Here is a 25,599-nt window from a genome sequence, read left to right as displayed (position 1 = left end):
GAAGCTGTGGCGGACAGACAGCGATTTTATGCCCATTTGCCAGGCGTGCCGCCAAAAGATAAAGGACCACCAAAGTGGTCCTTCCGTCCGGCAGGTCAAACCGCGACGCTGGCTTACTGCTCCAGCTTGATGTTCTGAACCTTCACCAGGTTCTTCATCTTGTCGAATTCCTTCTTGATTTCGGCGGCGTGCTGGGCCGGCGTGTTGCCCGACGGCTCGGCCCCAGCGGCTTGCAGGCGATCCACGAAGCCCTTGTCCTGCAGCGCCTTGACCACCGCGCCGTTCAGCTTGGCGATGACGTCGTCAGGCGTGCCGGCCGGGGCCACCAGGCCGTACCAGGCCGGATCGTTCGGCTCCTTCAGGCCCATTTCGCCGAAGGTCGGCACGTTCGGCAGGCCCTCCACGCGCTTGTTCCAGGCCACCACGATCGGGCGCAGCTTGCCAGCCTTGATGTAGGGCATCGACGACGGCAGGTTGTCCACCATGATCGGCACCTGGCCGGCCAGCACGTCGTTCAGCGCCGGACCCGCGCCACGGTACGGAATGTGCACCATGAACGTCTTGGTGGACACCTTGAACTGCTCGCCCAGCATGTGGCCAAAGCCGCAGGTGCCCGACGACGCGTACGAATACTTGCCCGGGCTGGCCTTCAGCACGGCCAGGAATTCCTTGTAGTCCTTGGCCGGGAAGTTCGGGTTCACCGCGATCACGTTGGCCACGTTCGCCACGTTGGCGATGGGCTTGAAGTCCTTGATCGGGTCGTACGACAGCTTCGGGTTGCAAGCCGGGTTCACGGCCATCGTCGACACCGTCGAGATGCCGATCGTGTAGCCGTCCGGGGCCGACTTGGCGATGGCGTCGGCGCCGATCGAGCCGCCGCCGCCGGCGCGGTTTTCCACCACCACCGGCTGACCCAGGATACGGCTCATCTGGTCGGCCACGCCGCGGCCGACGATGTCGGTCGTGCCGCCCGGCGCGAACGGAATGATCAGGCGGATCGGCTTGGTCGGATAGTTGCTCTGTGCTTGTGCTACGGATGCCACGGAGGCGGCGGCCGTGAAGACCGTCGAAGCCAGGATCAGTGCTTTCTTGTGAGCTTGCATTGAGGAGAGTCTCCCGTCGTTGAAGCCGGGCGGATCGCGCCCGGGGAGGTCATGAAACACCGGCGTGCCGCTGCGGTTGCAGCGGTGCGCCGGCGTGCTTCGGAATCAGCCGCCCAGCAGGCCGCGCTTCAGGTTGCGGTCCACCGGGTGTTCGCCCAGGAAGATGCGCAGCACGGCCTGGTAGAAGTCTTCGCCCGGAATGGCCTGGCCGCGCGGAATGCCGTTCAGCGTCACGGCGGTGCCGCCACTGGGCGTGAAATCGAAATTGATGATGTCGCCGCGCTGGGCCGTGCCCAGCTGGCTCATCGTGCGTTCCAGCTGCGTCACGCGGTCGGAGAGCAGCTGCATCTGCAGCGCCGAGTGGTTTTCGCGCAGCCCCTCGTTGAGGGCTTTCACGAACTGCGCCGATTCCACCTCGCGCAGCGGGCGGATCTGCAGCCGCTTCGGGCCCGGCGAGCCCAGCACCACGGTGGCGTTGCGGGCCCGCTCGGGCAGGTACAGCCCGGCCGCGTAGCCCTTGATCACGAATACCTGCCGCAGGCCCGTGCCGTTGAGCGGCAACTGCCGGCCGCCCAGGCGCGCCATGTCGTCGAAGCGCACGCCGTCGATCTCCATCGCCGATACCGACGGCAACAGCAGGCCGAGCGCCAGCGTCGCGCACAGCGAAACGGCAAGGCGGCGGGGAAGCGTGGCTCGGCGGGACGAAGACTGCGTGGACTTCATGATGCGACAGGCGGCGGCAAAGCCGCGGGCAAGGCGAAATTCAGCGTGCCATGTTGGGGGAATTCTGAAAAAATACCCATCCGGATCTGCCCTAGGCTTCACTTTTCGCGAAGCCTGCCGTCGGGCGCCACGATAACGACAAAGCATTCGAGACATGTCTGCCGCCCTGCTGCTGGTGCCGGACTTCAGCCTGATCCTCATCGGCTGGCTGCTGGTTCGATTTACCCCCTTTGACCGCGCTTTCTGGGCCGGCGTGGAACGGCTGGTCTATTTCGTTCTGTTCCCTGCGCTGCTGTTGCAATCCACCAACAGTGCGAAGTTCGATGTCTCGTCGACCTCGGCCATGCTCGGGCTGGCGCTGGCCACGATGGCCTTCGGCATGGCCACCGGCTATCTGGTGCGCTACGTGCTGCGGCCCGCCCCGATCGACTTTGCCTCGGGCTTCCAGACCGCTTTCCGCTTCAATTCCTATATCGGGCTGGCCCTGGCCGTGCGGCTGGGCGGCGGAGAAGGGCTGGCGCTGATGGCGCTGGTGGTGGGCGTGACGGTGCCGCTGTGCAACGTGGCGGCGGTCTGGGCGCTGGCCCGGCATGGCGAATCGAAGCTGCTGCGCGAACTGGCGCGGAACCCGCTGATCCTGGCCACGGCCATCGGCCTGGCCACCAACCTGCTGGGCCTGCATCCGCCCGAGGTGATCGGCATGACGCTGGACCGCCTGGGCTCCGCATCGACCGCGCTGGGCCTGATGACCGTGGGCGCCGGCCTGCAGATGAGCGGTGCCACGGGCTCGGCGGGCCCGATGGCCTGGTGGAGCGGCGTGAAGCTGCTGGCCATGCCGTGCTTCGCGTGGCTGGTCGGGAAATACCTGCCGCTGACCGCGCTGCAGTACCAGATCGTGGTCATCTATGCGTCGCTGCCGACGGCGTCCAGCGCCTATATCCTGGCCGTGCGGATGGGCGGCAACGGGCCGATGGTGGCCGCCACCATCTCCGCTATGACGGTGGCGGCCGTGTTGACCACGCCGGTCTGGCTGTCGCTGGTCAGCTAGGTTCCTGGCTCCGGGGCTCTGGGCTTCCGGGCTTCCGGGCTTCCGGGCTTCCGGGCTCCGGGCTCCGGGCTCCGGGCTCCGGGCTCCGGGCTCCGGGCTCCGGGCTCCGGGCTCCGGGCTCCAGCCCTCGGCCGTCCAGGTCGTTCGGACCGTTCAGCCGGCGGTGTCCTGGGCCAGGGCCCAGTCGATATGCTCGCGCACGAGCGGCGTGGCGGTGTCGCGCCGGGCCAGCAGGGCGGCGCGAATGCGCTGTGCCAGGGCCGGATCGCTGGCCGATGCCGCGCGCAGGCTGTTGCCGAGCCCCACCGCCAGGTTGCGCAGCCAGCGTTCATGGCCAATGCGACGGATCGGGCTGCCTTCGAGCCGCTGGTTGAATTCCGCTTCGGTCCAGCCGAACAGTTCGGCCATGTCGGGCGCGTCGAAGCCATTGCGCACGTCGAAATCGGGCAGCGTCGCACGGTGCGCGAACTTGTTCCACGGGCAGGCCAGCTGGCAGTCGTCGCAGCCGTAGACGCGGTTGCCCATCGGCGCGCGCAATGCCTCGGGGATCGCGCCCTTGTGTTCGATCGTCAGGTAAGAAATACAACGGCGCGCATCGAGCCGGAACGGTTCCAGGATGGCCCCGGTGGGACAGATGTCGATGCAGCGGCGGCAGTTGCCGCAATGGGGCGCTTCCGCCGGGTCCGCCGGCAGCGGGATATCGACCAGGATCTCGCCCAGGAAGAACATCGACCCGCCGTCGCGGTCCAGCAGCAGCGTGTGCTTGCCGCGCCAGCCCAGCCCACCCTGGCTGGCCAGCGCCACTTCCATGACCGGGGCCGAATCGGTGAACACGCGGTAGCCGAACGGACCGATGGCGGTCTCGATGCGCGCCGCCAGCTGCTGCAGCCGGTTGCGCAGCACCTTGTGATAGTCGCGGCCGCGCGCATAGAGCGAGATCACGGCGGTGGCGGGATCGTCGAGCCGCGCGAGCTCGTGGCGACGCCAGTCGTCAGGCCCCTGCGCCGGCAGGTAGGGCATGCGGGCGACGATGGCGCGCACCGTGCCGGGCACCAGTTCATGCGGCCGGGCGCGCTTTGCGCCGTGGTTGGCCATATAATCCATGTCGCCGTGGTAGCCCGCCTGCAACCACGCCAGCAGGCCCGCCTCGGCGTGCCGCAGATCGACATCGGCAATGCGGATTTCATCGAATCCGAGCGCGCGGCCCCAGCCGCGCAGGGACGCCGCCAGCGACGCCAGGTCCACGTCCGTGGTGACGGAGGCGGAATCTGGGCGCGCCGGAGCGGAATCTTCTGCGGGGTGCGCGGTTTGCGCGGGGGTAGGGGCGGGCACTGCACGGTCGATCATCCCTGAATTGTACGCAATGCCCCTGCTCGAAGAACGCATCCTGCCGCTGCCCGACGAAATCGCCACCGAACGGTTTGGCGCGGCCCTGGCCGGGGCGGTGCGCAACATGCCGCCGCGCACGGTGCATGTCCAGCTGTCCGGAGACCTTGGCGCGGGCAAGACCACGCTTTCACGCGCCGTGCTGCGCGCGCTGGGGCATGCCGGCAAGGTCCGCAGCCCTACCTACACGCTGTGCGAGCCCTACGACGTGCAGCGCGCCGATGGCTCGCCGCTGACCGTCTACCACTTCGACCTGTACCGTTTTGCCGACCCCGAGGAATGGATCGACGCCGGTTTTCGCGACTGTTTCGCCGAGCCGGCGTTCAATCTGGTGGAATGGCCGGAGAAGGCCGGACGCCTGCTTGGGGAACCCGATCTGCACGTGTTGCTCCAATCGGACAACCGCGTGCCACAAACTGCCGTTAATGGGGACGAAGATGGCGCGGATCGCCGCATGGCCACGCTGCGCGCCTATACTCCCACTGGACTTACCCTGCTGAACGCATGCTGATCAAGCGACTTGCCACCGACCGACCCGATGGACCCGACGGACTGCTCCAGGCCCGCCGAAAATGGATGGCGCAGGCCCTGAAGGCTGGCGCCGGGACGGTGGTGCTGTCGCTGGCCGGCCCGCAGATCGCCTTCGGCGCCGGCATCGTGGCCGTGCGCGTCTGGCCCGCCGAGGATTACACCCGCGTCACGATCGAATCGGACGAGAAGCTCGTGGCCGTCCACCAGATGATCCGCAACCCCGACCGGCTGGTGGTGGACATCGATGGTCTGGACCTCTCGCCCACGCTGCGCGAGCTGGTGGCCAAGATCACGCCGAACGACCCCTATATCCAGTCCGTACGGGTGGGCCAGAACCGGCCGCGCGTGGTGCGGATGGTGTTCGACCTGAAGGAGGACGTTTCTCCGCAGGTGTTCACGCTGCTGCCGATTGCCGAGTACAAGAACCGGCTTGTGTTCGACCTGTATCCGGTCAATCCGCCCGATCCGCTCTGGAAGCTCGTGCGCGACACCGAAGACAAGCAGCGCCGCTTTGCCTCGACCACGCCGCCCGCGGGCAGTGACGCCACGGTTGCCGGCGCGCCCGCCGGGGCCGAGGAAGACGCCATTGGCGCCATCGTGCGCAAGTTTGAGGACCGTGGCCAGCTGCCGCCGGCCACCACGGCACCGCCGCCCGCCATCGCCGCCGTGAAGCCGAAGCCGTCGGCACCGTCCACGGTGGACAAGCCGGCCGCGCCGCCCGTGCCGCCCCCGATCGCCCAGACCAATGTGCCGCCGCCGAGCCAGTTCAAGATGCGCCGGCTGCTGACCGTGGCGCTGGACCCCGGCCATGGCGGCGAAGATCCCGGTGCCATTGGGGCCGCCGGGTCGCGCGAAAAGGACGTGGTGTTGCAGATCGCCTCGCGCCTGCGCAAGAAGATCGATTCGGAGCCCAATATGCGCGCCATGATGACGCGCGATTCGGACTTCTTCGTGCCGCTGAACGTGCGCGTGCAGAAGGCGCGCCGCGTGCAGGCCGACCTGTTCGTGTCGATCCACGCCGATGCCTTCGTGTCGCCGGAAGCGCGGGGGGCGTCGGTATTCGCGCTGTCCGAGCGCGGCGCATCGAGTTCGGCCGCGCGCTGGCTGGCCAACAAGGAAAACAATGCCGACCTGATCGGCGGCACCAACATGGGCAACAAGGACGCCCAGGTGTCGCGCGTGCTGCTGGACCTGTCCACCACGGCGCAGATCAACGACAGCATGCAGGTGGGCAAGTCGGTGCTGCAGGAAATCGGCGGCATCAACCGGCTGCACAAGGGCAGCGTCGAGCAGGCCGGGTTTGCGGTGCTGAAGGCGCCCGATATTCCTTCGATCCTGATCGAGACGGCGTTTATCTCGAATCCGGAAGAGGAGCGCAAGCTCAACGACGACGCACATCAGGAGCAACTGGCCAACGCCATCCTGCGCGGCATCAAGGCGTACTTCGCCAAGAATCCGCCGCTGTCGAAGAACCCGTCCGTGTAAGACATCGGAACGCAACAAAAAACGGCGCCGAAGCGCCGTTTTTTGATTGTCTGGACGAACGGCGATCAGGCACGCACCGCGTTGCGGGCTTCCTTGACTTCGTCGCGGCTGGCATAGCGCGCGGCAATCACCGAGCACACGATCAGTTGCAACTGGTGGTAGACCATCAGCGGCAGCACCAGCAGGCCCAGCGCCGGGTGGCCGGCAAACAGGATCTTGGCCATCGGGATGCCGTTGGCCAGGCTCTTCTTCGAGCCGCAGAATACGGCGGTGATTTCATCCTCGACCGAGAAGCCCAGGCGACGCGCCGTGAACGTGGTGGTGCCCAGGATCACGAACAGCATCACGGCAGCGATGCCCATCACCGCGCCAATGGTCTGCCAGGAATACTGGTGCCACAGGCCGGCGGCGGTGGCATCGCAGAACGACGAATATACGATCAGCACAATCACGCCACGGTCGACCTTGTTGGTGATCTGCTTCTTCTTGGCCAGCCAGTTGCCGATCAGCGGGCGGAATGCCTGGCCCAGTGCAAACGGCAGCAGCAGTTGCAGCGCCACGCCCGTCAGCGCGCGGCCCAGCGGCATCGAGGCACCGCTGGCGCTGATCACAAGGCCCATCAGCAGCGGGGTCAGCGCCATGCCGATCAGGCCCGAGATGGTGGCGTTGAAGATGGCGCCCGGCACATTGCCGCGTGCCATCGACGTCATGGCCACCGACGACGACACCGTGGACGGCAGCGCGCACAGGTAGAACACGCCAAGCAGCAGTTCGGGCGGGAGCGTGTTGCGCAGCGACAGCATCAGCAGTACACCCACGATCGGAAACACGATGTACGTGAACGACTGCACGAAGACGTGCAGGCGCCAGTGCTTGGCCCCGGCGACGAGCTTGTCGCGCGACAATGCCGCGCCGTGCAGGAAAAACACCAGCGCGACGCCGAGACTGGTGACGATGCCGAGATGCAGCGGGCCGTCGCCGGCGCCGATCTCCGGCGCAAGCAGCGCAATGCCGATGGCGCACAGCATGATGAGAACGAACCCGTCGATCAGGTCGTAGATCTTTTTGAATGGGGCGAGAAGGGTAGACATCGGGGATAGTGCGTAAGGGTTTCCGCTTGGTATTGGACGCTTGTCTTGCTTAGAATGCAAATTCATTTATCGCATTTATTCATTTTTTAGTTGCATGAATTACACACTTCGGCAGTTACGGGTCTTTCTTGCGGTGGCGGCGCACGGCAGTTTCAGCCGGGCGGCGGACGCGGTTGGCCTTACCCAGCCCGCCGTCAGCCGGGGTGTGGCCGAACTGGAAGAGGCGCTTGGCGTCCGTTTGCTGGACCGCACCACGCGTGAAGTGGTGCTGACTGACGCCGGCACCGCGTTGGTCCCGGCATTGGAGCGACTTTTGGGCCAGCTCGACGACACACTCGAAGAAACCCGGCAGTTAGGGGAGCGCTATCGGGGGAGGGTAGTGATAGCCAGTGCGCCGACCATCTCGGCGCGGCTCATGCCGATGTATGTGGCGGCCTGCGCCAGCCAGTACCCGGAGATCCGGTTGTTTGTGCGCGACAACGTCCAGGCCGACGGGCTCGAACAGATCCGCGCCGGGGCGGTGGACTTCGGGGTGCTGATCGATCCGCTGGCGCGGGAAGGGCTGACGATTGCCCCGCTGGCCACCGATCCATTCTGCTTCGTGTGCCGGCGCGATCACCCGCTGGCCGGTGCCGATTCGGTGCCGTGGAGCGCCCTGCATGGCGAGCGCCTGGTGCTGCTGGACTTCGCGTCGGGCAGTCGGCCGCTGATCGACCGCATTCTGGCGCGCCACGGCGTGGCGCCGCAGGTGGTGCAGGAACTTGGCCATTCGGCCAGTGTGTTCGGGATGGTGGAGGCGGGGATCGGCGCCTCGGTGCTGCCATCGTTCTCGCTGCCGTTGCCGGCAGCGTCGCCCTTGGTGTCGAAGCCGCTGACACCGCGCGAGGAACGCCGCATCGTCATGGTGCGGCGCGAAGACAGATCGCTGTCGCCGGCCGCCGCCGCGGTCTGGGAAATGGTCCAGACCATGCCGATCCCGGCCGAAGTGGTGACTGACTAAGTCACCAGTGGCCCCATCGCCGTGAAGCTGCCGCGCATCAGCCCGCCGGCACGGCCGTGACCAGCGCGGCCTCCAGCGCGAAGCTGCCATCGGCCTGCACGCGGTAGCGGTCGCGCACTTCGGCAGGCGCCTTGTCCCACAGGTGGAGAATGGCGGCCTGCGCCACCTCGGGGGTGCGCATGCGCGACACCCAGCTCTGGAATTCGATCTCGATGCGCCAGACCGGCGACACCTCCACCTCGAATCCCGCCTGCCCGAACAGGCGCGCCCAGCCCACCGGCGTGTAATCGCGGATATGCGACGGATCGCGCAGCAGTTCCACCGATTGCAACCAGGTGTCGCAGAGTGGGTCTTCGGCGCCGACGATATCGATCAGCACCACCTTGCCATTGGGCTTCAGCACGCGGCGGATTTCGCGCAGCGCGGCCGGCACGTCGCGCCAGTGATGCGCGCTCATGCGAGAGACCACGGCGCAGAAGCTGGCGTCGTCGAACGGCAGGCGCTCGGCCGCACCGTGCCGGGTGCTGATATTGGACAGGCCACGGTCCCGGGCGGCAGCGGCCACGACGTCGAGCATTTCGGCCGACAGATCGTAAGCCACCACTTCGTTGGCAACCGTTGCGGCGGCAAAGCTGGCATGGCCGGCGCCGCAGCCCAGGTCGAGCACGCGGCTGTGCGCCACCGGCTTCAGGTGCGCCAGCGCCTGCTTGAGTTGTTCCAGATCCGCGCCCTGGGCGTGGACGGTGCTGGTGAGATACGCACTGGCGGTGGCGCCGAACTGGGCGGCGACGAGTTCCTGCTGTTGCATGAGGGGTGCCTCGTTCTTTTTGGAGGGATGAAAGGGAGGGGGATTGCCCGGGCCCGGGGGTTCACGTACTGTAGACGCCGTGTTTTCCCGGTACAAGTCACTCATTTATCCTGGTATAAGCGCCACCACCCATGTCCGTCGAGCCACTTCCCACTGCATCACGCGAAGCCGAACTCGGTGCTTTCCTGCGCAATCATCGCGAGCGGCTGAGCCCGGCCGACGTTGGCCTGCCGCCTGGCCGGCGGCGCCGCACACCTGGCCTGCGCCGCGAGGAAGTGGCGCAACTGGCCGGACTCAGCGCAACGTGGGTAACGTGGCTGGAGCAGGGGCGTCCAGTGGCGATGTCGGCGCGGGCGTTGGCAAGCCTGGCTCAGGCCCTGCGCCTGTCGCGCGCAGAACGCGCCTACCTGTTTGCGCTGGCCGGCAAGCCCGAGCCCCGGCACGACGCCGAGCCGGCGGTCCCTCCGGCGCTGCTGGCCAGCGTGCAGGCGATTGCAGCGCCGGCCTATCTGCTCGATCGGCAATGGACGGCCCTGGCCTGGAACGATGCGGCGGCCGATCTGTTCGTGGGATGGCTCGACGATGCCAGCACCGAGCGCAATCTGTTGCGGGCCATGTTCCTGTCGCCCGGCCTGCAGACGCTGGTGGAGGACTGGCCGCACCGGGCGGCGCGGCTGGTGGCGGAATTCCGCGTGCACAGCCTGCGCCATGCGGAAGATCCGGCCACGCGCGCGCTGGTGGAGCAATTGATGGCGGACAGTCCTGCATTTGCCAACGCCTGGCGGTCGCAGGATGTAGAGGAGCGGCAGGGCGGCCGGCGCGGCTTTCATCATCCCGCGCACGGCATGGTCTATCTGGAGCAGCTGACGCTGGTGCCGCCGGCCGTGCCGGGCCTGATGCTGGCGATGCTGCTGCCGGCGGCGGCGTAGGGCCGGGTTGCCTTACTTGGGCTGCATGCGGATCGCGCCGTCGAGGCGGATCACTTCGCCGTTCATCATCGTGTTGCCGATGATGGCCTGCGCAAGCCTGGCGAACTCCGCCGGACGGCCCAGACGGGGCGGGAACGGCACCATCTTGCCCAGCGCGTCCTGCACTTCTGGCGGCATGCCCAGCAACATCGGCGTTTCGAACAGGCCCGGCGCGATGGTCATGCAGCGCACGCCGTCGCGCGCCAGGTCGCGAGCGATAGCCAGCGTCATGCCGACCACGCCGCCTTTGGACGCCGCATAGGCCGCCTGACCGATCTGGCCGTCGAATGCCGCCACCGACGCCGTGTTGATGATCACGCCGCGTTCGCCTTCGGCATCGGGCGTGTTTTCCACCATCGCCGCCGCCGCCAGCCGGATCATGTTGAACGTGCCGATCAAATTCACGCGGATGGTCTTCTCGAACGCATCGAGCGGATGCGGGCCGTTCTTGCCCACCGTCTTGGCCGCCACCGCAATGCCGGCGCAGTTGACCAGGCCGGACAGCCGGCCGAGCTTGCGGGCTGCATCGACGGCGGCCTGGCCATCCGCCTCTGACGTGACATCGCACTTCACGTACTGGCCGCCCAGTTCCTGGGCCAGCGCGGTGCCGGCCGCCTCGTTGAGGTCGGCGATCACGACCTTGCCGCCCGCCTGCGCCAGCATGTGCGCGGTGCCCGCGCCCAGCCCCGACGCGCCGCCGGTGACAATGAATACGTTGCCCTGGATGTCCATCGGTCTGTCTCCTCGTGGTTGGGGTGCGGCGATCCGGGTGCCGCGATGTGTGTGCCCCGATTTGTGTGCCGCGATTGTGTGCCGTTTACGTTAACGTAAATCGTCGCCCCACGTAAGCCGGGTCAGCCCCAAAAACAAAAACGGCCCAGGAATGCCTGGGCCGTCTCCGGTGTACTGCAGGGCAGGGCTGATTACTTCAGCGCCTCGAATACGCTTGCCGTGATCTTGTCCACGTCGCCCACGCCCGAGATCTTGCGATATTGCGGCGGCGAAACCTTGGCCGACGGATCACCCTTGGTGGCCCAGTCCGAGTAGTAGTCCACCAGCGGGCGCGTCTGCTGCGAATAGACTTCCAGGCGCTTGCGCACGGTGTCTTCCTTGTCGTCGTCGCGCTGGATCAGGGGTTCGCCGGTTTCGTCGTCGACGTTCGCCACCTTCGGCGGGTTGTAGCGCACATGGTAGGTACGGCCCGACGCCACGTGGACACGGCGGCCGCTCATGCGCTCGATGATGGCATCGAACGGCACGTCGATTTCCAGCACGTAGTCGATGGCCACGCCGGCTTCCTTCATGGCCTCGGCCTGCGGAATCGTGCGGGGGAAACCGTCGAAAAGATAGCCCTTTTCGCAGTCCGGCTGCTTAAGACGGTCCTTCACCAGGCCGATAATGATGTCATCCGACACCAGTCCGCCCGCGTCCATCACTTTCTTCGCTTCGATGCCCAGCGGCGTACCGGCCTTCACCGCGGCGCGCAGCATGTCGCCGGTGGAGATTTGCGGAATGCCGAACTTCTCGCAGATGAACTTGGCTTGCGTGCCTTTGCCGGCGCCAGGCGCGCCCAACAGGATCAAACGCATTTACGGGTCCTCAAGGTATTTGAATTCGGTCTGGCGGGATCTATGGAAGGAGGGTACCGCTGCAACTTGACGCGGGACTTACGTCCGGCCATGCCTCGACGTCTTCACGTGAAGGCCAAGGCATATGCCGGCGTCCGCTCATGCGCGGCGCCCGAAGCGCAGCGTCGTCCGACGGTCGTGCGAAGGTCCTGCAATCGCGGCGACGGGCCAGCGGCGCGCATCCGGGCGGCTCGATCTCTATCTCCCCACCGAGCCTTTGCAGACGTGTTGCGCACGGCTGCGGGCTCTGTATCGGCAGGCATTATGCCATGGGCAATGCCGGTTCGGCCTTCGTCCAGGTTGCAGCAGTATGAACTCCAGCGGGAAACCGGGGTCTACGGCGCCGGCCGTGTGAATCTCACGGGCCGTCCTGTGCCATGCCCTGCGCCCAGAGGGCGCGTACACGCTCCAGATCGGCCGCGGTGTCCACGCCCGGCGCCGGCGCCGCCGCCGTCACCAGCACGCCAATGCGCTCGCCGTGCCACATGGCGCGCAGCTGTTCCAGCGCCTCCACCTGTTCGACCGGCGAGATCGCCAGCGTCGGAAATCGCCGCAGGAAGCCGGCGCGATAGGCGTAGATGCCGATGTGGCGCAGCACGGGCATGGCTGGCATCGGCACCTGCGCGGTGGCGGCCGGCTGCGTCGGCACGGCGGCCCACGCGTCGCGCGCCCAGGGTATCGGCGCGCGCGAGAAGTACAGCGCGCGGCCCGCGTTGTCGCACACCACCTTCACGACATTGGGATTAAAGACCTCGGCCGCATCGTCCAACGGATGGGCGGCGGTGGCGATGGCGCAATCGGGGTGCGCGGCCAGGTGCAGGGCCACCTCGTCGATCAGGTTCGGATCGATCAGCGGCTCGTCGCCCTGCACGTTGACGACGATGGCGTCGTCGGCCAGACCGAGCTGGGCGGCGACTTCAGACAGGCGGTCGGTGCCCGACGGATGGTCGGCACGCGTGATCACGGCCTCCACGCCGCGCGCGGCGCAGGCTGCCGCCACTTCAGGCGCATCGGTGGCCACCACGGTGCGATGCGCCGACGACGCGTGCGCGCGTTCGGCCACGCGCACGATCATCGGATGACCGCCAATATCGGCCAGCGGCTTGTTCGGCAGCCGGGTAGAAGCCAGGCGCGCCGGAATGACGACGGTAAATGCGGGAATGCTCATGATGGTTGCCTGACTGCGCCGACGTGGGGCGGCGCGGGGGGACGCTCAGTTGTCGGACGGTTCCACGGGCACCACGCGGCCCGGCACCGACTGGCGCGCTTCGTCGGCCAGCATGACCGGGATACCGTCGCGAATCGGGTAGGCCAGCTTGTCGGCGTGGCAGATCAGTTCCTGGGCGGCGCGGTCGTATTCCAGCTTGCCCTTGCACAGCGGGCAGACGAGGATTTCAAGCAGCCGGTTGTCCATCCTGGTGTTCCTTGTCGAGTCCGGTCGCCGCGCCGGAGGAATGTCCCGTGGTAACGGGGGTGGCGACGGCCGGGTTGCGCGCCAGTACGACGCGCCGGATTTTGTCGATCAGGCCCGCGTCGATCACGGGCGTGGTGGGGACGACCCAGATCCTCGGGTCGTCGAAACGCTCGCATTTTACGGCATCCTTCTCGGTGATCAGGATCACGTCAGCATGGAGCGCATCGTCGTTGCCGGCGAACGGATCGTCGGCGAAGTCGTAGTGATCGGGCAGCGGCATCGTTGCCGTGGGCATCAGCCCCGCGCGGCGCAGGCTGGCAAAGAACCGTTCCGGGTTGCCGATGCCGGCTGCGGCCAGCACGCGCTTGCCCGCGAACTGCGCGACCGGGCGTGCCATGGTGGGGTCGTCGAGCTGCCAGGCGTCATCGAGTTCCAGCCGCATCCCATAGACATCGGGCTTGTCCGGCGTGGCCTTGAAGTTCGGGTCGTTGATCAGCGTGGCGTCGCGCGGGCGGCTCAGCGGCTCGCGCAGCGGCCCGGCCGGCAGCAGCATGCCATTGCCGCCCATGCGCGAATCGAACATGACGATCTCGAAGTCGCGCTGCAGCCGGTAATGCTGCAGCCCGTCGTCGAGCAGCAGCACGTTGACCCCGGGGTGCGACACCAGCATCGTCTGCGCGCACAACGCGCGGTCGGGGAACACCCACACGGGCACATCGGTGGCGCGCGCAATCAGTAGCGGTTCGTCGCCCACGTCCACGGCCTTCGAGGTCGGCTTGACACGGCGCGGGTGCTTCAATTCCACGCCGTAGCCCCGCGATACCACGCCGGGACGCAGCCCGGCTTCGCACAGCGCATGGGCCAGGGCGATCACGGCCGGCGTCTTGCCGGTGCCGCCCACCGTCACGTTGCCCACCACGATCACCGGCATCGGCAGGCGCGTCGACTTGAACCACCCCTGGCGGTAGCCGTAACGGCGGATGCGCGCGATCAGGCCGAACAGCAGCGACAGTGGCCACATCAGCCAGGCGAACCAGCCGCGGCGCTGCCACTGGGCGGTGACGAAGTCGGCAAGGGCGTGTCGGGGAGCGGGCATGAACGGGAGGATGGAAAAAGGCGATGCCACCCTGGGGTGGCATCGGCCCGATGCAGACATTATGGGCACTGCGCAGCGCATGCGGCAAGTTTGCCGCCCATCCGGCCCTGCGCGCCCGGAGCAGGCGTCAGCGTTGCGGCGTGCTCTGCGTGGCGAAGGTCAGGCGCGACAGGCCGGCCACGCGGGCCGCTTCCATCACGTTGATGACCGCCTGGTGGGTGGCCTGGGCATCGGCATTGACGATGACCACGGGCTGCTGTCCGCTGCCCGCCGGGCCGGCGGCGCTGCGCAACTGGTCGGCAAGGCTGGTGACATCCTTCTGCTCCAGCACCTGCTTGTTGACGGAGTAGACCCCGCGTGCCGATACCGATACGACGATCTCGGTCGGATGTTGCTGCGCGCGGTCGGCATCGGCCGTGGGCAGCTGGATCTGCAGCTCGGTAAAGCGCGAGTACGTGGTCGTGATCATCAGGAAGATCAGGATCACGAGCAGCACGTCGATGAGCGGGATCAGGTTGATCTCCGGCTCCTCGCGCCGCTGGCGGGAACGGAAACGCATGGCGTGCTCCTGGCCGCGTCAGGCCCTGCGCTGCGGCAGGATGGCGTCCAGGAACGCGGTGGCGCGGAATTCGAGCTCGGCCACGTAGTCGTCCACCAGGCGCCGGAAGTAGCGCCAGAAGATCAGCGCCGGAATCGCCACGATCAGGCCGAAGGCCGTGTTGTACAGCGCCACCGAGATGCCGTGCGCCAGCTGTTCGGGGTTGGCGCCGGTGCCGCCCTGGTTCCCGAAGATCTCGATCATGCCGATCACGGTGCCCAGCAGGCCCATCAGCGGCGCCACCGAGGCAATCGTGCCCAGCGCGTTCAGGTAGCGTTCCAGGTCGTGCGCCACGACGCGGCCGGCTTCTTCCACCACGTCCTTGGCGGCGTCGCGCGACGTCTGCGGCTGCAGCACCACATGGCGCAGGCCGGCGGCCAGCACGCGGCCCAGCGGGGAGTTCTTTTCGAGATTGTTGACGACCTCGGGCGTGGCCTTGCGCTGCTGGGCGGCGGAGAGTGCCTCCTCGTACAGCTTCGGCGGCAGGATCTTGCTGCGCTTGAGGGAGACGAAACGTTCGACGATCAGCGCGAGCGCAATGACCGAGGCGAGCAGCAGCGGCCAGATCGGCCAGCCGGCCGCTTGAATGATGGAAAACACGTGGACCCCCGAAATTCTACGAAAGCGACAGACCCGAAATGGAACGGCTATGACGACAAACTGCGCGGCAGCCTTTGATGCGCGCGCTGGTTCCGCGTGCGCAGCGGCGATGCTCGAAAAATTGCAGGCGCCACTCTAACCCGCTCCCGGCCAGCCCGGCAAGCCGCGTCCGGTGCGGCTGTCTGCGGCTTTCCACACTGACGCGGGACAGCATTGTGGAGCACTTGTGGAAAGCCTTCGGAAAAATGCGATAACCCATTGATTCGAAAGGATTGCGGCGCCGTTGCCTGTTTTTTGTGCAGGACGGGGAAAGCACGCGGGACCGACAGGATTTGGCGTTTCGACGGCCGCCATCGAGCGTTTCCGGCGTGACTTTCCACACTCCGGCGGGACAGTGTTGTGGATCGGCTGTGGAAAGCCGTCGAAAAAAGTTGGCAAGCCATTGATCTGAAAGGAAAAGCGTTGTGGTGCTTAATAAACGGGCAACGCGGCGGCGATGAGGGCGCCACTTTCGGGCCGGCAAGGGGGTCAACTTTCCACATCGGCGCAGGACAGGATTGTGGATCGGTTGTGGATAAGGCCGGGAGAAGCCGGCTAACTCCTTGATCCCTATGGCGGTATACGTATCTGCCCAAAAAATAGGCAGTCAGACCACCTGGGCGGGCCGTGCGGTGAGGTCGACTTCGGACCCGTCCAGGCGTTGCCACAGCGAGCTTTGATACGCAACGTATACGTTGTCCACAGGCAAGACCCTTGACAAATCCATTATCCAAAGCTTCTGTGGATAACTTTGTGAACAAGCCTCGGCTCGTTTTGGTAAGTCGTTGACGCGTAAGGTTTTCTCTTACATTGCCTGTTTTTTGGTCCAGTCAGAAAGCTCAAATGAATCAATAGCTTGTACCGACTCATGCGGATTGCGGGCGAACACCGCGACCCTGCCCAATGGCTCTTGACATAGCGGTTATGCTGTGGACATGTCCATCTCACGCCGCCTGCGCGGTTGTGCACCATGCCAGAGAACGAGAACCTTTCGCGTTTTGCGCCGTCTCAGCCGCCCTCGCGCACGCGCGACGTGATTCCGGTCAGCGAACTCAACCATGCGATTGCCGGCGTGCTCGAACGCAGCTTTCCGTTGGCGTGGGTCAGGGGCGAGATCTCGAACTTCACTCGCGCGGCCAGTGGCCACTGGTATTTCTCGCTCAAGGATGCCCGGGCGCAGATCCGTTGCGTGATGTTCCGGGGCCGTAACCAGCACGTGGATTTCGCGCCGCGCGAGGGCGAGGCCGTCGAAGTGCGCGCCGTGGTGTCGATGTACGAGGCGCGCGGCGAGCTGCAACTGGGCGTGGAAGCCATGCGTCGCGCCGGCCTGGGCAATCTCTACGAAGCATTCCTGCGGCTCAAGGAAAAACTTGCGCAGGCCGGTATGTTCGATCCCGCACGCAAGCGTCCGATCCCGTCGCATCCGCGCACCATCGGGGTGATCACGTCGTTGCAGGCCGCGGCGATGCGCGATGTACTGACCACGCTGCAGCGGCGTGCGCCGCACGTCAACGTGATCGTATACCCGGTGCCAGTCCAGGGCGCCGGCGCTGCGGACAAGATCGCCGCCATGCTCGATACGGCCAGCGCACGCGATGAATGCGATGTGCTGATTCTCTGCCGCGGCGGCGGCAGTATCGAAGACCTGTGGTCGTTCAACGAGGAAGTGGTCGCGCAGGCCATCGCGCGCAGCCGCGTACCGGTGGTGTCCGGCGTGGGTCACGAAACCGATTTCACGATTGCCGATTTCGTGGCCGATGTACGAGCCCCCACGCCGACTGGCGCGGCTGAAATGGTCAGCCCGGACCGCGCGCATCTGCTGCAGGCCGCCCGCCGCGCACGCGAGTCGCTGGCACAGTGCATGGACCGCCAGCTCGAACGTCGCGCGCAGCATCTGCAGTGGCTGTCCCGCCAGCTGCGCAGCCCGCAGGCGCAAGTGCAGGAACGGCGCGCGCAGGTCGACAATCTGGCCCGACACTTGCGTGCGGCACTGCGGGATACGGTGTCCGCCCAGCGTCATCGGCACGACATGCTGGCCATGCGCTGGCGGGCCTGCCAGCCCGACACCGGTGCGGCACAGGCGGCGCTGGATCGTACGGCGGCGCGGATGGACGCCGCGCTGGAACGCCGTCACGAACGTGAAACACAGCGGCTGGCGCGCGCAGCCGGGGCGCTGGAACTGCTGGCCCCGCAGCGCACGCTGGAACGTGGCTATGCCGTGCTGCTCGACAATCGCGGGCGCGCCCTGCGGTCGCCCAGCGAACTGCGCGCCGGCAGTATTGTCGAGGCGCATCTGGCGGACGGCACGGCGGACCTCGAAATTGCCAATGTACAGGCCAAACTGGCGGCTTTCTGAGGGTTCGCGCGGCGCGTGCGCCGCCCTGGTTGCGACTGATTCTCAGTCGATTGGAATTGCTCCCCTGAGCGGCCGCAGGGGAAACTAACATGAGGTCAGGGGGCTTTCCGGGGCCGTTTGCGCGGGTCTGGCAAGTCACCTACAATCGGCCATTCTCCCCACCAAAACCGTAGAGACAGAACAATGGAACACACGCTCCCTCCTCTCCCGTACGCGCATGACGCCCTGGCTCCGCACATCTCCAAGGAGACCCTGGAGTTCCATCATGACAAGCACCACCAGACGTACGTCACGAACCTGAACAACCTGATCAAGGGCACCGAGTTCGAGAACGCTTCGCTGGAAGAAATCGTCAAGAAGTCGTCGGGCGGCATTTTCAACAACGCTGCCCAGGTGTGGAACCACACGTTCTACTGGGAATCGATGAAGCCGAACGGCGGCGGCCAGCCGACCGGTGCCCTGGCTGACGCGATCAACGCCAAGTTCGGTTCGTTCGACAAGTTCAAGGAAGAATTCACGAAGACGGCCGTTGGCACCTTCGGTTCGGGCTGGGCCTGGCTGGTCAAGAAGACCGACGGCTCGCTGGACCTGGTGTCCACCTCGAACGCCGCCACGCCGCTGACCACCGACGCCAAGCCGCTGCTGACCTGCGACGTGTGGGAACACGCCTACTACATCGACTACCGCAATGCCCGTCCGAAGTATGTCGAGGCATTCTGGAACGTCGTGAACTGGGACTTCGCTTCGAAGAACTTCGCCTGAGCGCCTGCGCTGGCCGCACGGGCGGCCAGGTGCCTGCCCCGGCAAAAGCCCCGGAAATTCCGGGGCTTTTTCATTTGGGCGGGGAGTGACGTGCGGGGTTACGGTTCGCGCGCCCAGCCCGCGCGCCGCCACACTACCGGCCCAACCGACGCCAGCATCACGCCTGCCACGATGAGCGCGCAGGCCAGAAAGATCATCGACCAGTCGCGTTCGGTGACCTTGCCCGCCAGCGCCAGGCACAGCATCGACAGCACGGGTGTGCCGTAGCCGAGGATGCCGATCTGCGCGGTGTTGCCATGCCGCATGGCGTAGTCCCACAGCACGAACGAGATACCGAGCGGCCCCAGGCCGATCGCCGCGACCCATGCCAGGTCGCTGGCCGATGGCACGAAGCGCGGCTCGATCAGCAGGTGACTGGCAATGGCCAGCAGCCCGGCCCCCAGGCAGAAGCCGCCGACGGCCCACGACGAGAACGGCGGCAACCAACGCGCGCCCAGCGAATAGACCGCCCAGACGATGGCGGCCAGCAGCGCCAGCGCATAGCCGGCCATATGCGTGCCGCCTCGGCCGCCAAGGCCCGCGCCGAATGCGTCCGCGCCCGAGCCCGCCGTGATGGCCACGATGCAGCCGCCAAAGCCAACGAGCGCGCCGGCGACCTTCGTCATGCAGTCGATGCCGCGCCAGAGCGTGGTGCCAAGCAGCACCAGGATCAACGGCCAGAGGTAGTTGATCAGGTTGGCCTCGGCAATCGGCGCCAGCCTGAACGCCATGACCAGACCCGCGTTGTACACGAACAGGCACGTCACGCCGAACGCCAGCGTGCGCGGCGGCACACGCCATTCGCGTACGCGGTGCAGGCAGGTCGCGCTGCCCAGGCACAGCGCCAGACCCGTCAGCAGCAGCGGCGGCACGCCGGGTGCGTGGGACACCAGCGTTGCGAACGACGCCCAGAGCAGGATCGCGCCAGCGGCGCAGAGCCATGCGGCGGGCTTCATGCCGCCGCTCCCAGGGCGGTGCCTTCGCAGTCGTCCGTCACGTTGAAGTCCGTCAGGCAGTTCAGCTTCATGGCGCGGATCTGCTCGGTCATGAAATCGATGAAGACGCGGATGCGCGTGGGCAGATGCTGGCGGCTCAGGTAGCAGATGTAGTGGCCCCGGTCGTCGGGCGCATGGCGCGCCAACGAGACCACCAGTTCCCCGCGGGCGATGTGGTCGCTGATCTGGTAGCCGGCCATCTGCGCGATACCCCAGCCCTCCAGCACCGCGTGCAGCACCAGGTCGGCGTCGTTGAACGTCATGCGGGCGCGCGGCAGGAACTTGCGTACGATGCCGTCGCACTTGAACTCCCATTCGAAGATGCGCCCGCTGGAAAAGCGGAAGTTGATGCATTCGTGCTGCGGCAGGTCGTCCAGCGTCTGCGGCAGCCCGTGGCGGGCCACGTAAGACGGCGCGGCGCATAGCGCCATCTGCATCGGGATGAGCTGTTTGGCGATGATGCTCGAATCCTCGATCCGCCCGTTGCGGAAGGCGACGTCGATCTGTTCCGACGCGAAGTCCGTGGGTCGGTCGTCCAGCAGCAGGTCGATGGCGATGTCCGGGTAGAGCTGGACGAACTTGTCGAGCAGCGGCGCCACGATCTTGCGGCCGAACCCCACTGTGGCACTGATGCGCACCAGGCCGCGGGGCGGGCCCTCGCGCAGTTCCAGCATGTCGTTCATGGCCTCCACGATATGCGTGACGCCCTGATGGCAGTTCTCGAAGAAGCGCTGGCCTTCGCGCGTGAGTTGCGTGGTGCGCGTGGTGCGCAGGAACAGCCGCGTGCTCAACTGGGTTTCCAGCTTCTGCACGTTGCGGCTGACCGCCGAGCGGCCGATGCCCAGGCGCTCGCCAGCCTTGGCGAAGCTGCCTTCGCTGGCCACGGCCATGAACGCCATGATGCCGGCGTAGCTGGCGGCAAAGCTCGTCGACAGTGCGTCGGCGCGGTTTGGCAGGCTGAGCCTGAAATTGCGGTCCGACGTGTCGGCCGGCTGTATCGATTCCATGGTTTCCCCTGAGATTCCCGGCGCTACCTTGCTGCGGCGCGGGAAACCGTTTTTTGATCCTGCCGGGGCAGGCGAATTTCGAAGCACGCGCCGCCTTCGCGGCAGCTTTGCGCGCGGATGCTGCCGCCGTGGTCGGTCACGATGCGATGGCAGATGGCCAGCCCGACGCCCAGCCCTTCGTCCTTGGTGGTATGGAACGCGTCGAACAGGCGTGGCAGGTCGTCGGCTGCGATGCCGCAACCCCGGTCGCTGATGGCCACCACTGCATCGTCGCCGTCCACCCACTGATCCACGGTCAGATGGCGGTCCTGTATTGGCGTTTCGGCCATGGCTTCCATCGCGTTGACGATCAGGTTGCCGAACAGTTGCTGCAGCGCGGCGGGCTCGGCCATCACGACGACATCGTCGTGGCGCACCTTCGCCGCCACGTGGATACCTTCACGCCGCAGGTCGTCGTCCAGCCAGTGCAGCGTGTCGCGCAGCACCGCGTGGAGCGGCACCGGCTGCAGTGGCCGTTCCACGGGCGACGCCAGCGCCCTGAGGTCGGCCAGCAGCGTGCCCGCGCGCTGCGCGTCGGCCACCACGCGTTCGAGCGAGGCGATGGCTGCCTCCACGTCGGGCGGGTCGTGTCGCAGCCAGCGCAGCGCCGACTGCCCCCGTGTCACCACCGAGGCCACCGGCTGCACGGCGTCGTGGACCACCATCGCCATGCACCGACCCAGCAGCGCCAGCCGGTCCGCGTGCACGGACGGCGGCTGCAGGCGCGCGTGTCCATGGTCGCCCGTGCACCCCTGGGCGCCGCGAACTGGTTCAGTCATGTTCTTCTCGCTGTCGATATGACCGCCGGCACCCCTGACCACCCCCTGGCCGACCTGCACTTGATGTTAATTACCGCTTAATAGACCGTAAATGACAGCGTTCCCGTTTTTTCTGCCAGACTGCCAGCCGCTCGCGGCACGTCGGGTGAACGTCATGCGCGATTGGTGCATTTGCGGAAACAGCGCTGCGCGTGGCGCTGGCTTGTGACTGGCCCACTCACTCACTAGACTCGCGCCCAACTTGCCTTGCCGCCACGATTCCCGCCGGACCTAGCCGTCGCGGAGATGTCGGGCCCAAGCCCCGGGCGCCGCGCCAGGCCCCCTACGTGACACCGAGCCCGTGATACACGGGAGGAGACGAGAAATGACCGCCTTGCCAACGCTCACGCGCATCCTGCCGGGTGTGCCGGCGGTGAAACGGCCGTGCCGCCCGCGCGCCGCTTCACGGACGGGGCGCAAGCTTGCAAGGGATCGTCCCATTGACATAGCATCGTTTGTCTACCGCAATACCCCTCATGCTTCAGACGCAGCCGCCCCCCTCCGCAGGAAACATTGAAGACATGCCGCGCAACATCCTGTTCGTGGCGTACCCCGATGTCAGCCTGCTCGACCTTGCCGGACCCCAGACCGTGTTCTGGGCCGCGTCCAATTACGCGCGTGCGCGCGGGCTGGCCGGCTATCGCTGCCACACGACCAGCTTCGCCGGCGGCATGGTGGCGACGGTGGAGGGCACCGCGATGAGTTCGGTGTCGCTGGCATCGTTCGACTTGCGGGAGATCGACACCGTGGTCGTGCCGGGGTCGCCGATCATCCTGGAGGTGGCGAAGAACGAGACCGCGCTGCTCGACTGGCTGGCCAATGCGTCCGGGAAGATACGCCGCATGGCGTCGGTGTGCAGCGGTGCCTTCCTGCTGGCGTTCGCGGGTCTGCTCGACGGCAAGCGCGCTACCACGCACTGGGCCATGGCGGACCGTTTCCGGCAACTGTTTCCCACGGTGGACCTCGATCCCGAAGCGATCTTCGTGCGGCAGCAGAACCTGTGGACATCGGCCGGCGTCACCACGGGCATCGACCTCGCGCTAGCCATGGTGGAAGCCGATTATGGCCACGAGGTGGCGCTCAATGCCGCCAAGGAGCTGGCGGTCTACATGAAGCGGCCCGGGGCGCAGCCGCAGCTGAGCGAAATCCTGATCTCGCAGAGCCGGCAGGTGCCGGTGTTCGAGTCGCTGCACTTGTGGATCGTGCAGAACCTGGCAACAGAGGAATTGTCGGTCGAGCAGCTGGCCGGATACGTCGGCATGAGTCCGCGCAACTTCGCGCGGGTCTACAAGGAAAAGACCGGACGCACGCCGGCCAAGGGTGTGGAGCACTTCCGGCTCGAAGCGGCGCGGCGGCAGTTGCAGGACCCCGGCCGGCCCATCGACGTGATTGCCCACGAGTGTGGCTTCGGCAGCGAGGAGCGCATGCGCGTGACGTTCCAGCGCCATTTCGGGCTGTCGCCCAGCGAGTACCGGCTCAAGGTCAACCGCTAGCATCGCGCGCGGTCCGCTCCGGCGTTCTTTCCGATCCGATTGGTGCAAATCGGGAAACACCGTGCGCCAGGCGCCGGGCTGGTGGCCGGCTGCGGCCGCACCTAGCATGCAATGCATGTGGACCCGTTCCACTCCCAAAGCATGGAGATGCATCATGAAGATCGTTGTCGTAGGTGGTACCGGCCTGATCGGCAAGAAGGTGGTGGCGCGGCTGGCCGCGCAGGGGCACGACGTGCTGGCGGCGTCGCCGGGCACCGGCGTCAATGCGCTGACGGGCGAAGGCCTGGCGCAGGCGCTGGCCGGGGCGCGGGTGGTGGTGGACGTGGCCAATTCGCCATCGTTCGAAGACCAGGCAGTGCTGCACTTTTTCGAAACCTCGGGCCGCAACCTGGCGGCTGCCGAGAAGGAAGCCGGCGTGGCGCACCACGTGGCGCTGTCCGTGGTGGGCACAGACAAGCTCGCGCAAAGCGGCTACTTCCGCGCCAAGATCGCGCAGGAAGCGCTGATCCGGCAGGCAGGCATTCCATACACGATCGTGCGCTCGACACAGTTCCTCGAATTCCTGGGCGGCATCGCCCAGTCGGCAGGGCAGGCGGACACGATCCACCTCACTCCGGCCCTGATCCAGCCGATCTCATCAGACGACGTGGCGGATGCGGTGGCCGATGCCGCGCTGGCCGCCCCCGTGAACGGCATGATCGACATCGCCGGCCCCGAACGCTTCCGCATGAGCGACCTGGTGCAACGCTACCTGCAGGCCACGGGCGACCGCCGCACGGTCGTGGCCGATCCCGCCGCGCGCTACTTCGGCGCCGATCTGCAGGAAGGCACGCTCGTGCCCGAAGGCGAGGCGCGTCTGGGCCACATCCGCTTCGAAGACTGGATTCGTCAACAGCAGAAATAGCCTGGGGACGACGCAATGGAGAACGAGAGGTTGCAACCTCCGCCATTGACGCTGCTCGACAGATACCGGGGCCAGGGCTTCACGGCGCTGTACACGACGATCGTCACGGTCGCCGGAGGCCAGACCGCGCATGGCCGCGCATCTGGCATCGCCAGGTCCGACGATGGGAATCTCGTCCTCGATCTGCGGTTGCCGGCGGCCATGGGTGGCCCGGGCGGCGGCACCAATCCCGAGCAGTTGTTCGCCGCGGGCTTCGCCGCCTGCTTTCACGGCGCGCTAAGCCTGCTGGCCAGACGCGCGCAGGTGGATACCGCCCAGGCCACCGTGGCGGCCGAGGTCTCCTTCGGCCGCGATCCCGTTGACGGCGGTTACGCGCTGATTGCCGAGATCCGCATCCGCATGCCCGGCGTGGCCCGGCATGTGGCCGAGGAACTGGTACGTAACACCGAACGGCTGTGTCCGTACGCGAAGATGGCCCGCGAGGGCATCTACAGCATCGTGCGCGTGATCGACTGAGCTTTGGGTGGACGCATGACGTCCCGCCGCACCGGGCAACGCGCGATTGGTGCCCGCGCGGCAACAGACTGGGCACCTTGGCGGTACTACCGGTACGGCGGGCCGCCCACTACGATCTAAAACAAGCCGATCCCGTTGCGCAACGCGCTGCGGCGGGTCGGCGAACGTATTCCCCTTGGTTCCGCAGGAGAGACACATGTCACAACGTTTGAACTACTTCCAGCAATCGCCGGAACTGACGAAGAAGCTCGTCGAACTCGGTACGCTGTTCCAGAAGACCACGCTCGAGCAGCACATCCGCGAGCTGGTGGAAATCCGCGCGTCGCAGCTCAATGGCTGCGCGTTCTGCGTCGATATGCATGTCAAGCAGGCCAAGATCCACGGCGAGCGCGAACTGCGCCTGCATCACGTGGCCATCTGGCGCGAGTCGACGCTGTTCTCGCCGCGCGAACGCGCCGCGCTGGCCTGGACCGAGGCGCTGACCCAGCTGCCCGCCCACGGCGTGCCCGACGATGTGTTCGAGCGCGTACGCAGCCAGTTCTCCGAGAAGGAGCTGTCCGACCTGACGTTCCAGATCGGCGCCATCAACGCGTGGAACCGGCTCAATGTGGCGTTCCAGATGGTGCCGGGCTCGGCCGACAAGATGTTTGGTCTCGACAAGGCCGGACTGGAGTAAGGCCATGAGACGCGTCCTGTCCATCGCGGCCATGCTGGCTGCCTCGTGTGCGCTGCTGGCGCCGCCGGCCCTGGCCGCGGCGCCCGAGGTGAAGGTCACGCCGCTGACCACCGAACCGCTGCCCGAGTATCCGGGCAAGGAGGTGCAGATGATCATGGTGGAGTACCCGCCGGGCGGCTACGACCCCGTGCATCGCCATGACGCCCACGGCTTCATCTACGTGCTGGAGGGCACCATCATCATGGGCGTGAAGGGCGGCAAGGAAGTCACGCTCAAGCCGGGCCAGACCTTTCACGAAGGCCCCAACGACATCCATACCGTCGGACGCAACGCCAGCACCACCAAGCCGGCCCGGTTCATCGTATTCCTGATCAAGAACCAGGGCGCGCCGATTCTGACGCCCGTGAAGTAGCCGGGTCCATCGGGCCGGCAGGCGTGCCAGATTCGTGCGCGCCTGCCGCACCGTCGTTCCACCC

The 25,599-nt window shown here is 66.5% G+C and carries 27 protein-coding genes; 12 read left to right on the top strand and 15 right to left on the bottom strand.

Annotation, left to right across the window (positions count from 1 at the left end):
- Window positions 1-113 precede the first annotated feature (113 nt).
- The gene (locus tag BLQ58_RS05060) at window positions 114-1,103 is read right to left on the bottom strand and encodes a tripartite tricarboxylate transporter substrate binding protein BugE (RefSeq protein WP_092595177.1); all 990 of its coding nucleotides are present in this window, start codon (window positions 1,101-1,103) and stop codon (window positions 114-116) included.
- Between the two features lie 105 nt (window positions 1,104-1,208).
- Window positions 1,209-1,826, bottom strand: coding sequence for a chalcone isomerase family protein (locus BLQ58_RS05055; protein ID WP_092595176.1), 618 nt, complete (start codon window positions 1,824-1,826; stop codon window positions 1,209-1,211).
- Window positions 1,827-1,980: 154 nt separating this feature from the next.
- On the opposite strand from BLQ58_RS05055, the gene BLQ58_RS05050 reads away from it, so the two are divergent.
- Complete coding sequence (locus BLQ58_RS05050; protein ID WP_092595174.1) at window positions 1,981-2,874, top strand: AEC family transporter; 894 nt, start codon at window positions 1,981-1,983, stop codon at window positions 2,872-2,874.
- Between the two features lie 153 nt (window positions 2,875-3,027).
- On the opposite strand, the gene queG is transcribed toward BLQ58_RS05050, so the two are convergent.
- A complete protein-coding gene (queG, locus tag BLQ58_RS05045; RefSeq protein WP_254775808.1) occupies window positions 3,028-4,221 on the bottom strand; it encodes a tRNA epoxyqueuosine(34) reductase QueG in 1,194 nt (397 codons plus the stop codon).
- A 16-nt stretch (window positions 4,222-4,237) separates the two neighbouring features.
- On the opposite strand from queG, the gene tsaE reads away from it, so the two are divergent.
- Window positions 4,238-4,771: a tRNA (adenosine(37)-N6)-threonylcarbamoyltransferase complex ATPase subunit type 1 TsaE gene (tsaE, locus tag BLQ58_RS05040; RefSeq protein ID WP_092595171.1), complete on the top strand. Its 534-nt coding sequence runs from the start codon at window positions 4,238-4,240 to the stop codon at window positions 4,769-4,771.
- Window positions 4,765-6,276: an N-acetylmuramoyl-L-alanine amidase gene (locus tag BLQ58_RS05035; RefSeq protein ID WP_092595169.1), complete on the top strand. Its 1,512-nt coding sequence runs from the start codon at window positions 4,765-4,767 to the stop codon at window positions 6,274-6,276. The genes tsaE and BLQ58_RS05035 overlap by 7 nt, the downstream gene beginning before the upstream one ends.
- Before the next feature lie 65 nt (window positions 6,277-6,341).
- Here the strand turns inward: BLQ58_RS05035 and BLQ58_RS05030 are convergent, their stop codons facing one another.
- The gene (locus BLQ58_RS05030) at window positions 6,342-7,367 is read right to left on the bottom strand and encodes a bile acid:sodium symporter family protein (RefSeq protein WP_092595167.1); all 1,026 of its coding nucleotides are present in this window, start codon (window positions 7,365-7,367) and stop codon (window positions 6,342-6,344) included.
- A gap of 94 nt (window positions 7,368-7,461) precedes the next feature.
- On the opposite strand from BLQ58_RS05030, the gene BLQ58_RS05025 reads away from it, so the two are divergent.
- Entirely contained in the window at window positions 7,462-8,367 is a 906-nt protein-coding gene (locus BLQ58_RS05025; protein ID WP_092595165.1) for a LysR family transcriptional regulator, read from the top strand.
- A 37-nt stretch (window positions 8,368-8,404) separates the two neighbouring features.
- Here the strand turns inward: BLQ58_RS05025 and BLQ58_RS05020 are convergent, their stop codons facing one another.
- Window positions 8,405-9,175: a class I SAM-dependent methyltransferase gene (locus BLQ58_RS05020; protein WP_092595163.1), complete on the bottom strand. Its 771-nt coding sequence runs from the start codon at window positions 9,173-9,175 to the stop codon at window positions 8,405-8,407.
- Between the two features lie 131 nt (window positions 9,176-9,306).
- Here BLQ58_RS05020 and BLQ58_RS05015 point away from each other — a divergent pair, with 131 nt between their 5' ends.
- Entirely contained in the window at window positions 9,307-10,104 is a 798-nt protein-coding gene (locus BLQ58_RS05015) for a helix-turn-helix transcriptional regulator (protein ID WP_092595161.1), read from the top strand.
- A gap of 12 nt (window positions 10,105-10,116) precedes the next feature.
- Here BLQ58_RS05015 and BLQ58_RS05010 read toward each other — a convergent pair whose 3' ends face one another.
- The 7 genes from BLQ58_RS05010 to BLQ58_RS04980 all read right to left on the bottom strand — a co-directional run bounded on the left by BLQ58_RS05010 (window position 10,117) and on the right by BLQ58_RS04980 (window position 15,479).
- Window positions 10,117-10,875 carry a 3-hydroxyacyl-CoA dehydrogenase gene (locus BLQ58_RS05010; protein ID WP_092595159.1) on the bottom strand — a complete coding sequence of 253 codons (759 nt, stop codon included), beginning with the start codon at window positions 10,873-10,875 and terminating at the stop codon, window positions 10,117-10,119.
- 191 nt (window positions 10,876-11,066) lie between these two features.
- A complete protein-coding gene (gene adk / locus BLQ58_RS05005) occupies window positions 11,067-11,732 on the bottom strand; it encodes an adenylate kinase (RefSeq protein WP_092595157.1) in 666 nt (221 codons plus the stop codon).
- Window positions 11,733-12,129: 397 nt separating this feature from the next.
- Window positions 12,130-12,939 carry a 3-deoxy-manno-octulosonate cytidylyltransferase gene (gene kdsB / locus BLQ58_RS05000; protein ID WP_092595156.1) on the bottom strand — a complete coding sequence of 270 codons (810 nt, stop codon included), beginning with the start codon at window positions 12,937-12,939 and terminating at the stop codon, window positions 12,130-12,132.
- 45 nt (window positions 12,940-12,984) lie between these two features.
- Window positions 12,985-13,185 carry a Trm112 family protein gene (locus tag BLQ58_RS04995; protein ID WP_092595154.1) on the bottom strand — a complete coding sequence of 67 codons (201 nt, stop codon included), beginning with the start codon at window positions 13,183-13,185 and terminating at the stop codon, window positions 12,985-12,987.
- A complete protein-coding gene (gene lpxK / locus BLQ58_RS04990; protein ID WP_092595152.1) occupies window positions 13,166-14,281 on the bottom strand; it encodes a tetraacyldisaccharide 4'-kinase in 1,116 nt (371 codons plus the stop codon). Before lpxK ends, BLQ58_RS04995 begins: the two co-directional genes overlap by 20 nt.
- 127 nt (window positions 14,282-14,408) lie before the next feature.
- The gene (locus BLQ58_RS04985; RefSeq protein WP_092595150.1) at window positions 14,409-14,840 is read right to left on the bottom strand and encodes an ExbD/TolR family protein; all 432 of its coding nucleotides are present in this window, start codon (window positions 14,838-14,840) and stop codon (window positions 14,409-14,411) included.
- Window positions 14,841-14,858: 18 nt separating this feature from the next.
- Window positions 14,859-15,479 (bottom strand): MotA/TolQ/ExbB proton channel family protein, encoded by a 621-nt coding sequence (locus BLQ58_RS04980; RefSeq protein ID WP_092595148.1) that lies wholly within the window; start codon window positions 15,477-15,479, stop codon window positions 14,859-14,861.
- 1,009 nt (window positions 15,480-16,488) lie between these two features.
- Here BLQ58_RS04980 and xseA point away from each other — a divergent pair.
- Together xseA and sodB are read left to right on the top strand one after the other, a co-directional pair.
- The gene (xseA, locus tag BLQ58_RS04975) at window positions 16,489-17,874 is read left to right on the top strand and encodes an exodeoxyribonuclease VII large subunit (protein ID WP_092595146.1); all 1,386 of its coding nucleotides are present in this window, start codon (window positions 16,489-16,491) and stop codon (window positions 17,872-17,874) included.
- Between the two features lie 183 nt (window positions 17,875-18,057).
- On the top strand, window positions 18,058-18,636 hold the full coding sequence (gene sodB, locus BLQ58_RS04970) for a superoxide dismutase [Fe] (RefSeq protein WP_066739371.1): 579 nt from the start codon (window positions 18,058-18,060) through the stop codon (window positions 18,634-18,636).
- Window positions 18,637-18,734: 98 nt separating this feature from the next.
- Here sodB and BLQ58_RS04965 read toward each other — a convergent pair whose 3' ends face one another.
- From BLQ58_RS04965 to BLQ58_RS29050, 3 genes are read right to left on the bottom strand one after another with little or no spacing between them, the layout of a single operon-like run.
- Window positions 18,735-19,631 (bottom strand): DMT family transporter, encoded by an 897-nt coding sequence (locus BLQ58_RS04965; RefSeq protein WP_092595144.1) that lies wholly within the window; start codon window positions 19,629-19,631, stop codon window positions 18,735-18,737.
- Complete coding sequence (locus BLQ58_RS04960; protein ID WP_092595142.1) at window positions 19,628-20,677, bottom strand: LysR family transcriptional regulator; 1,050 nt, start codon at window positions 20,675-20,677, stop codon at window positions 19,628-19,630. Before BLQ58_RS04960 ends, BLQ58_RS04965 begins: the two co-directional genes overlap by 4 nt.
- A 23-nt stretch (window positions 20,678-20,700) precedes the next feature.
- Window positions 20,701-21,495, bottom strand: coding sequence for a sensor histidine kinase (locus BLQ58_RS29050; RefSeq protein WP_175459837.1), 795 nt, complete (start codon window positions 21,493-21,495; stop codon window positions 20,701-20,703).
- A 560-nt stretch (window positions 21,496-22,055) separates the two neighbouring features.
- On the opposite strand from BLQ58_RS29050, the gene BLQ58_RS04945 reads away from it, so the two are divergent.
- The 5 genes from BLQ58_RS04945 (at window position 22,056) to BLQ58_RS04925 (ending at window position 25,535) form a co-directional block, all read left to right on the top strand.
- The gene (locus tag BLQ58_RS04945; RefSeq protein WP_254775807.1) at window positions 22,056-23,027 is read left to right on the top strand and encodes a GlxA family transcriptional regulator; all 972 of its coding nucleotides are present in this window, start codon (window positions 22,056-22,058) and stop codon (window positions 23,025-23,027) included.
- Window positions 23,028-23,181: 154 nt separating this feature from the next.
- Window positions 23,182-23,931 (top strand): SDR family oxidoreductase, encoded by a 750-nt coding sequence (locus BLQ58_RS04940; protein ID WP_092595134.1) that lies wholly within the window; start codon window positions 23,182-23,184, stop codon window positions 23,929-23,931.
- 15 nt (window positions 23,932-23,946) lie between these two features.
- Window positions 23,947-24,447 carry an Ohr family peroxiredoxin gene (locus tag BLQ58_RS04935; RefSeq protein WP_092595132.1) on the top strand — a complete coding sequence of 167 codons (501 nt, stop codon included), beginning with the start codon at window positions 23,947-23,949 and terminating at the stop codon, window positions 24,445-24,447.
- A gap of 196 nt (window positions 24,448-24,643) precedes the next feature.
- A complete protein-coding gene (locus tag BLQ58_RS04930; protein WP_092595130.1) occupies window positions 24,644-25,123 on the top strand; it encodes a carboxymuconolactone decarboxylase family protein in 480 nt (159 codons plus the stop codon).
- Between the two features lie 4 nt (window positions 25,124-25,127).
- A complete protein-coding gene (locus BLQ58_RS04925) occupies window positions 25,128-25,535 on the top strand; it encodes a cupin domain-containing protein (RefSeq protein WP_092595128.1) in 408 nt (135 codons plus the stop codon).
- The last annotated feature ends 64 nt before the right edge of the window (window positions 25,536-25,599 follow it).

The sequence above is a fragment of the Ralstonia sp. 25mfcol4.1 genome (genome assembly GCF_900104095.1).
GTDB lineage: Bacteria > Pseudomonadota > Gammaproteobacteria > Burkholderiales > Burkholderiaceae > Cupriavidus.
Note: the sequence above shows the minus strand (reverse complement) of the source record. Positions and strands in the feature narration are given on the sequence as shown.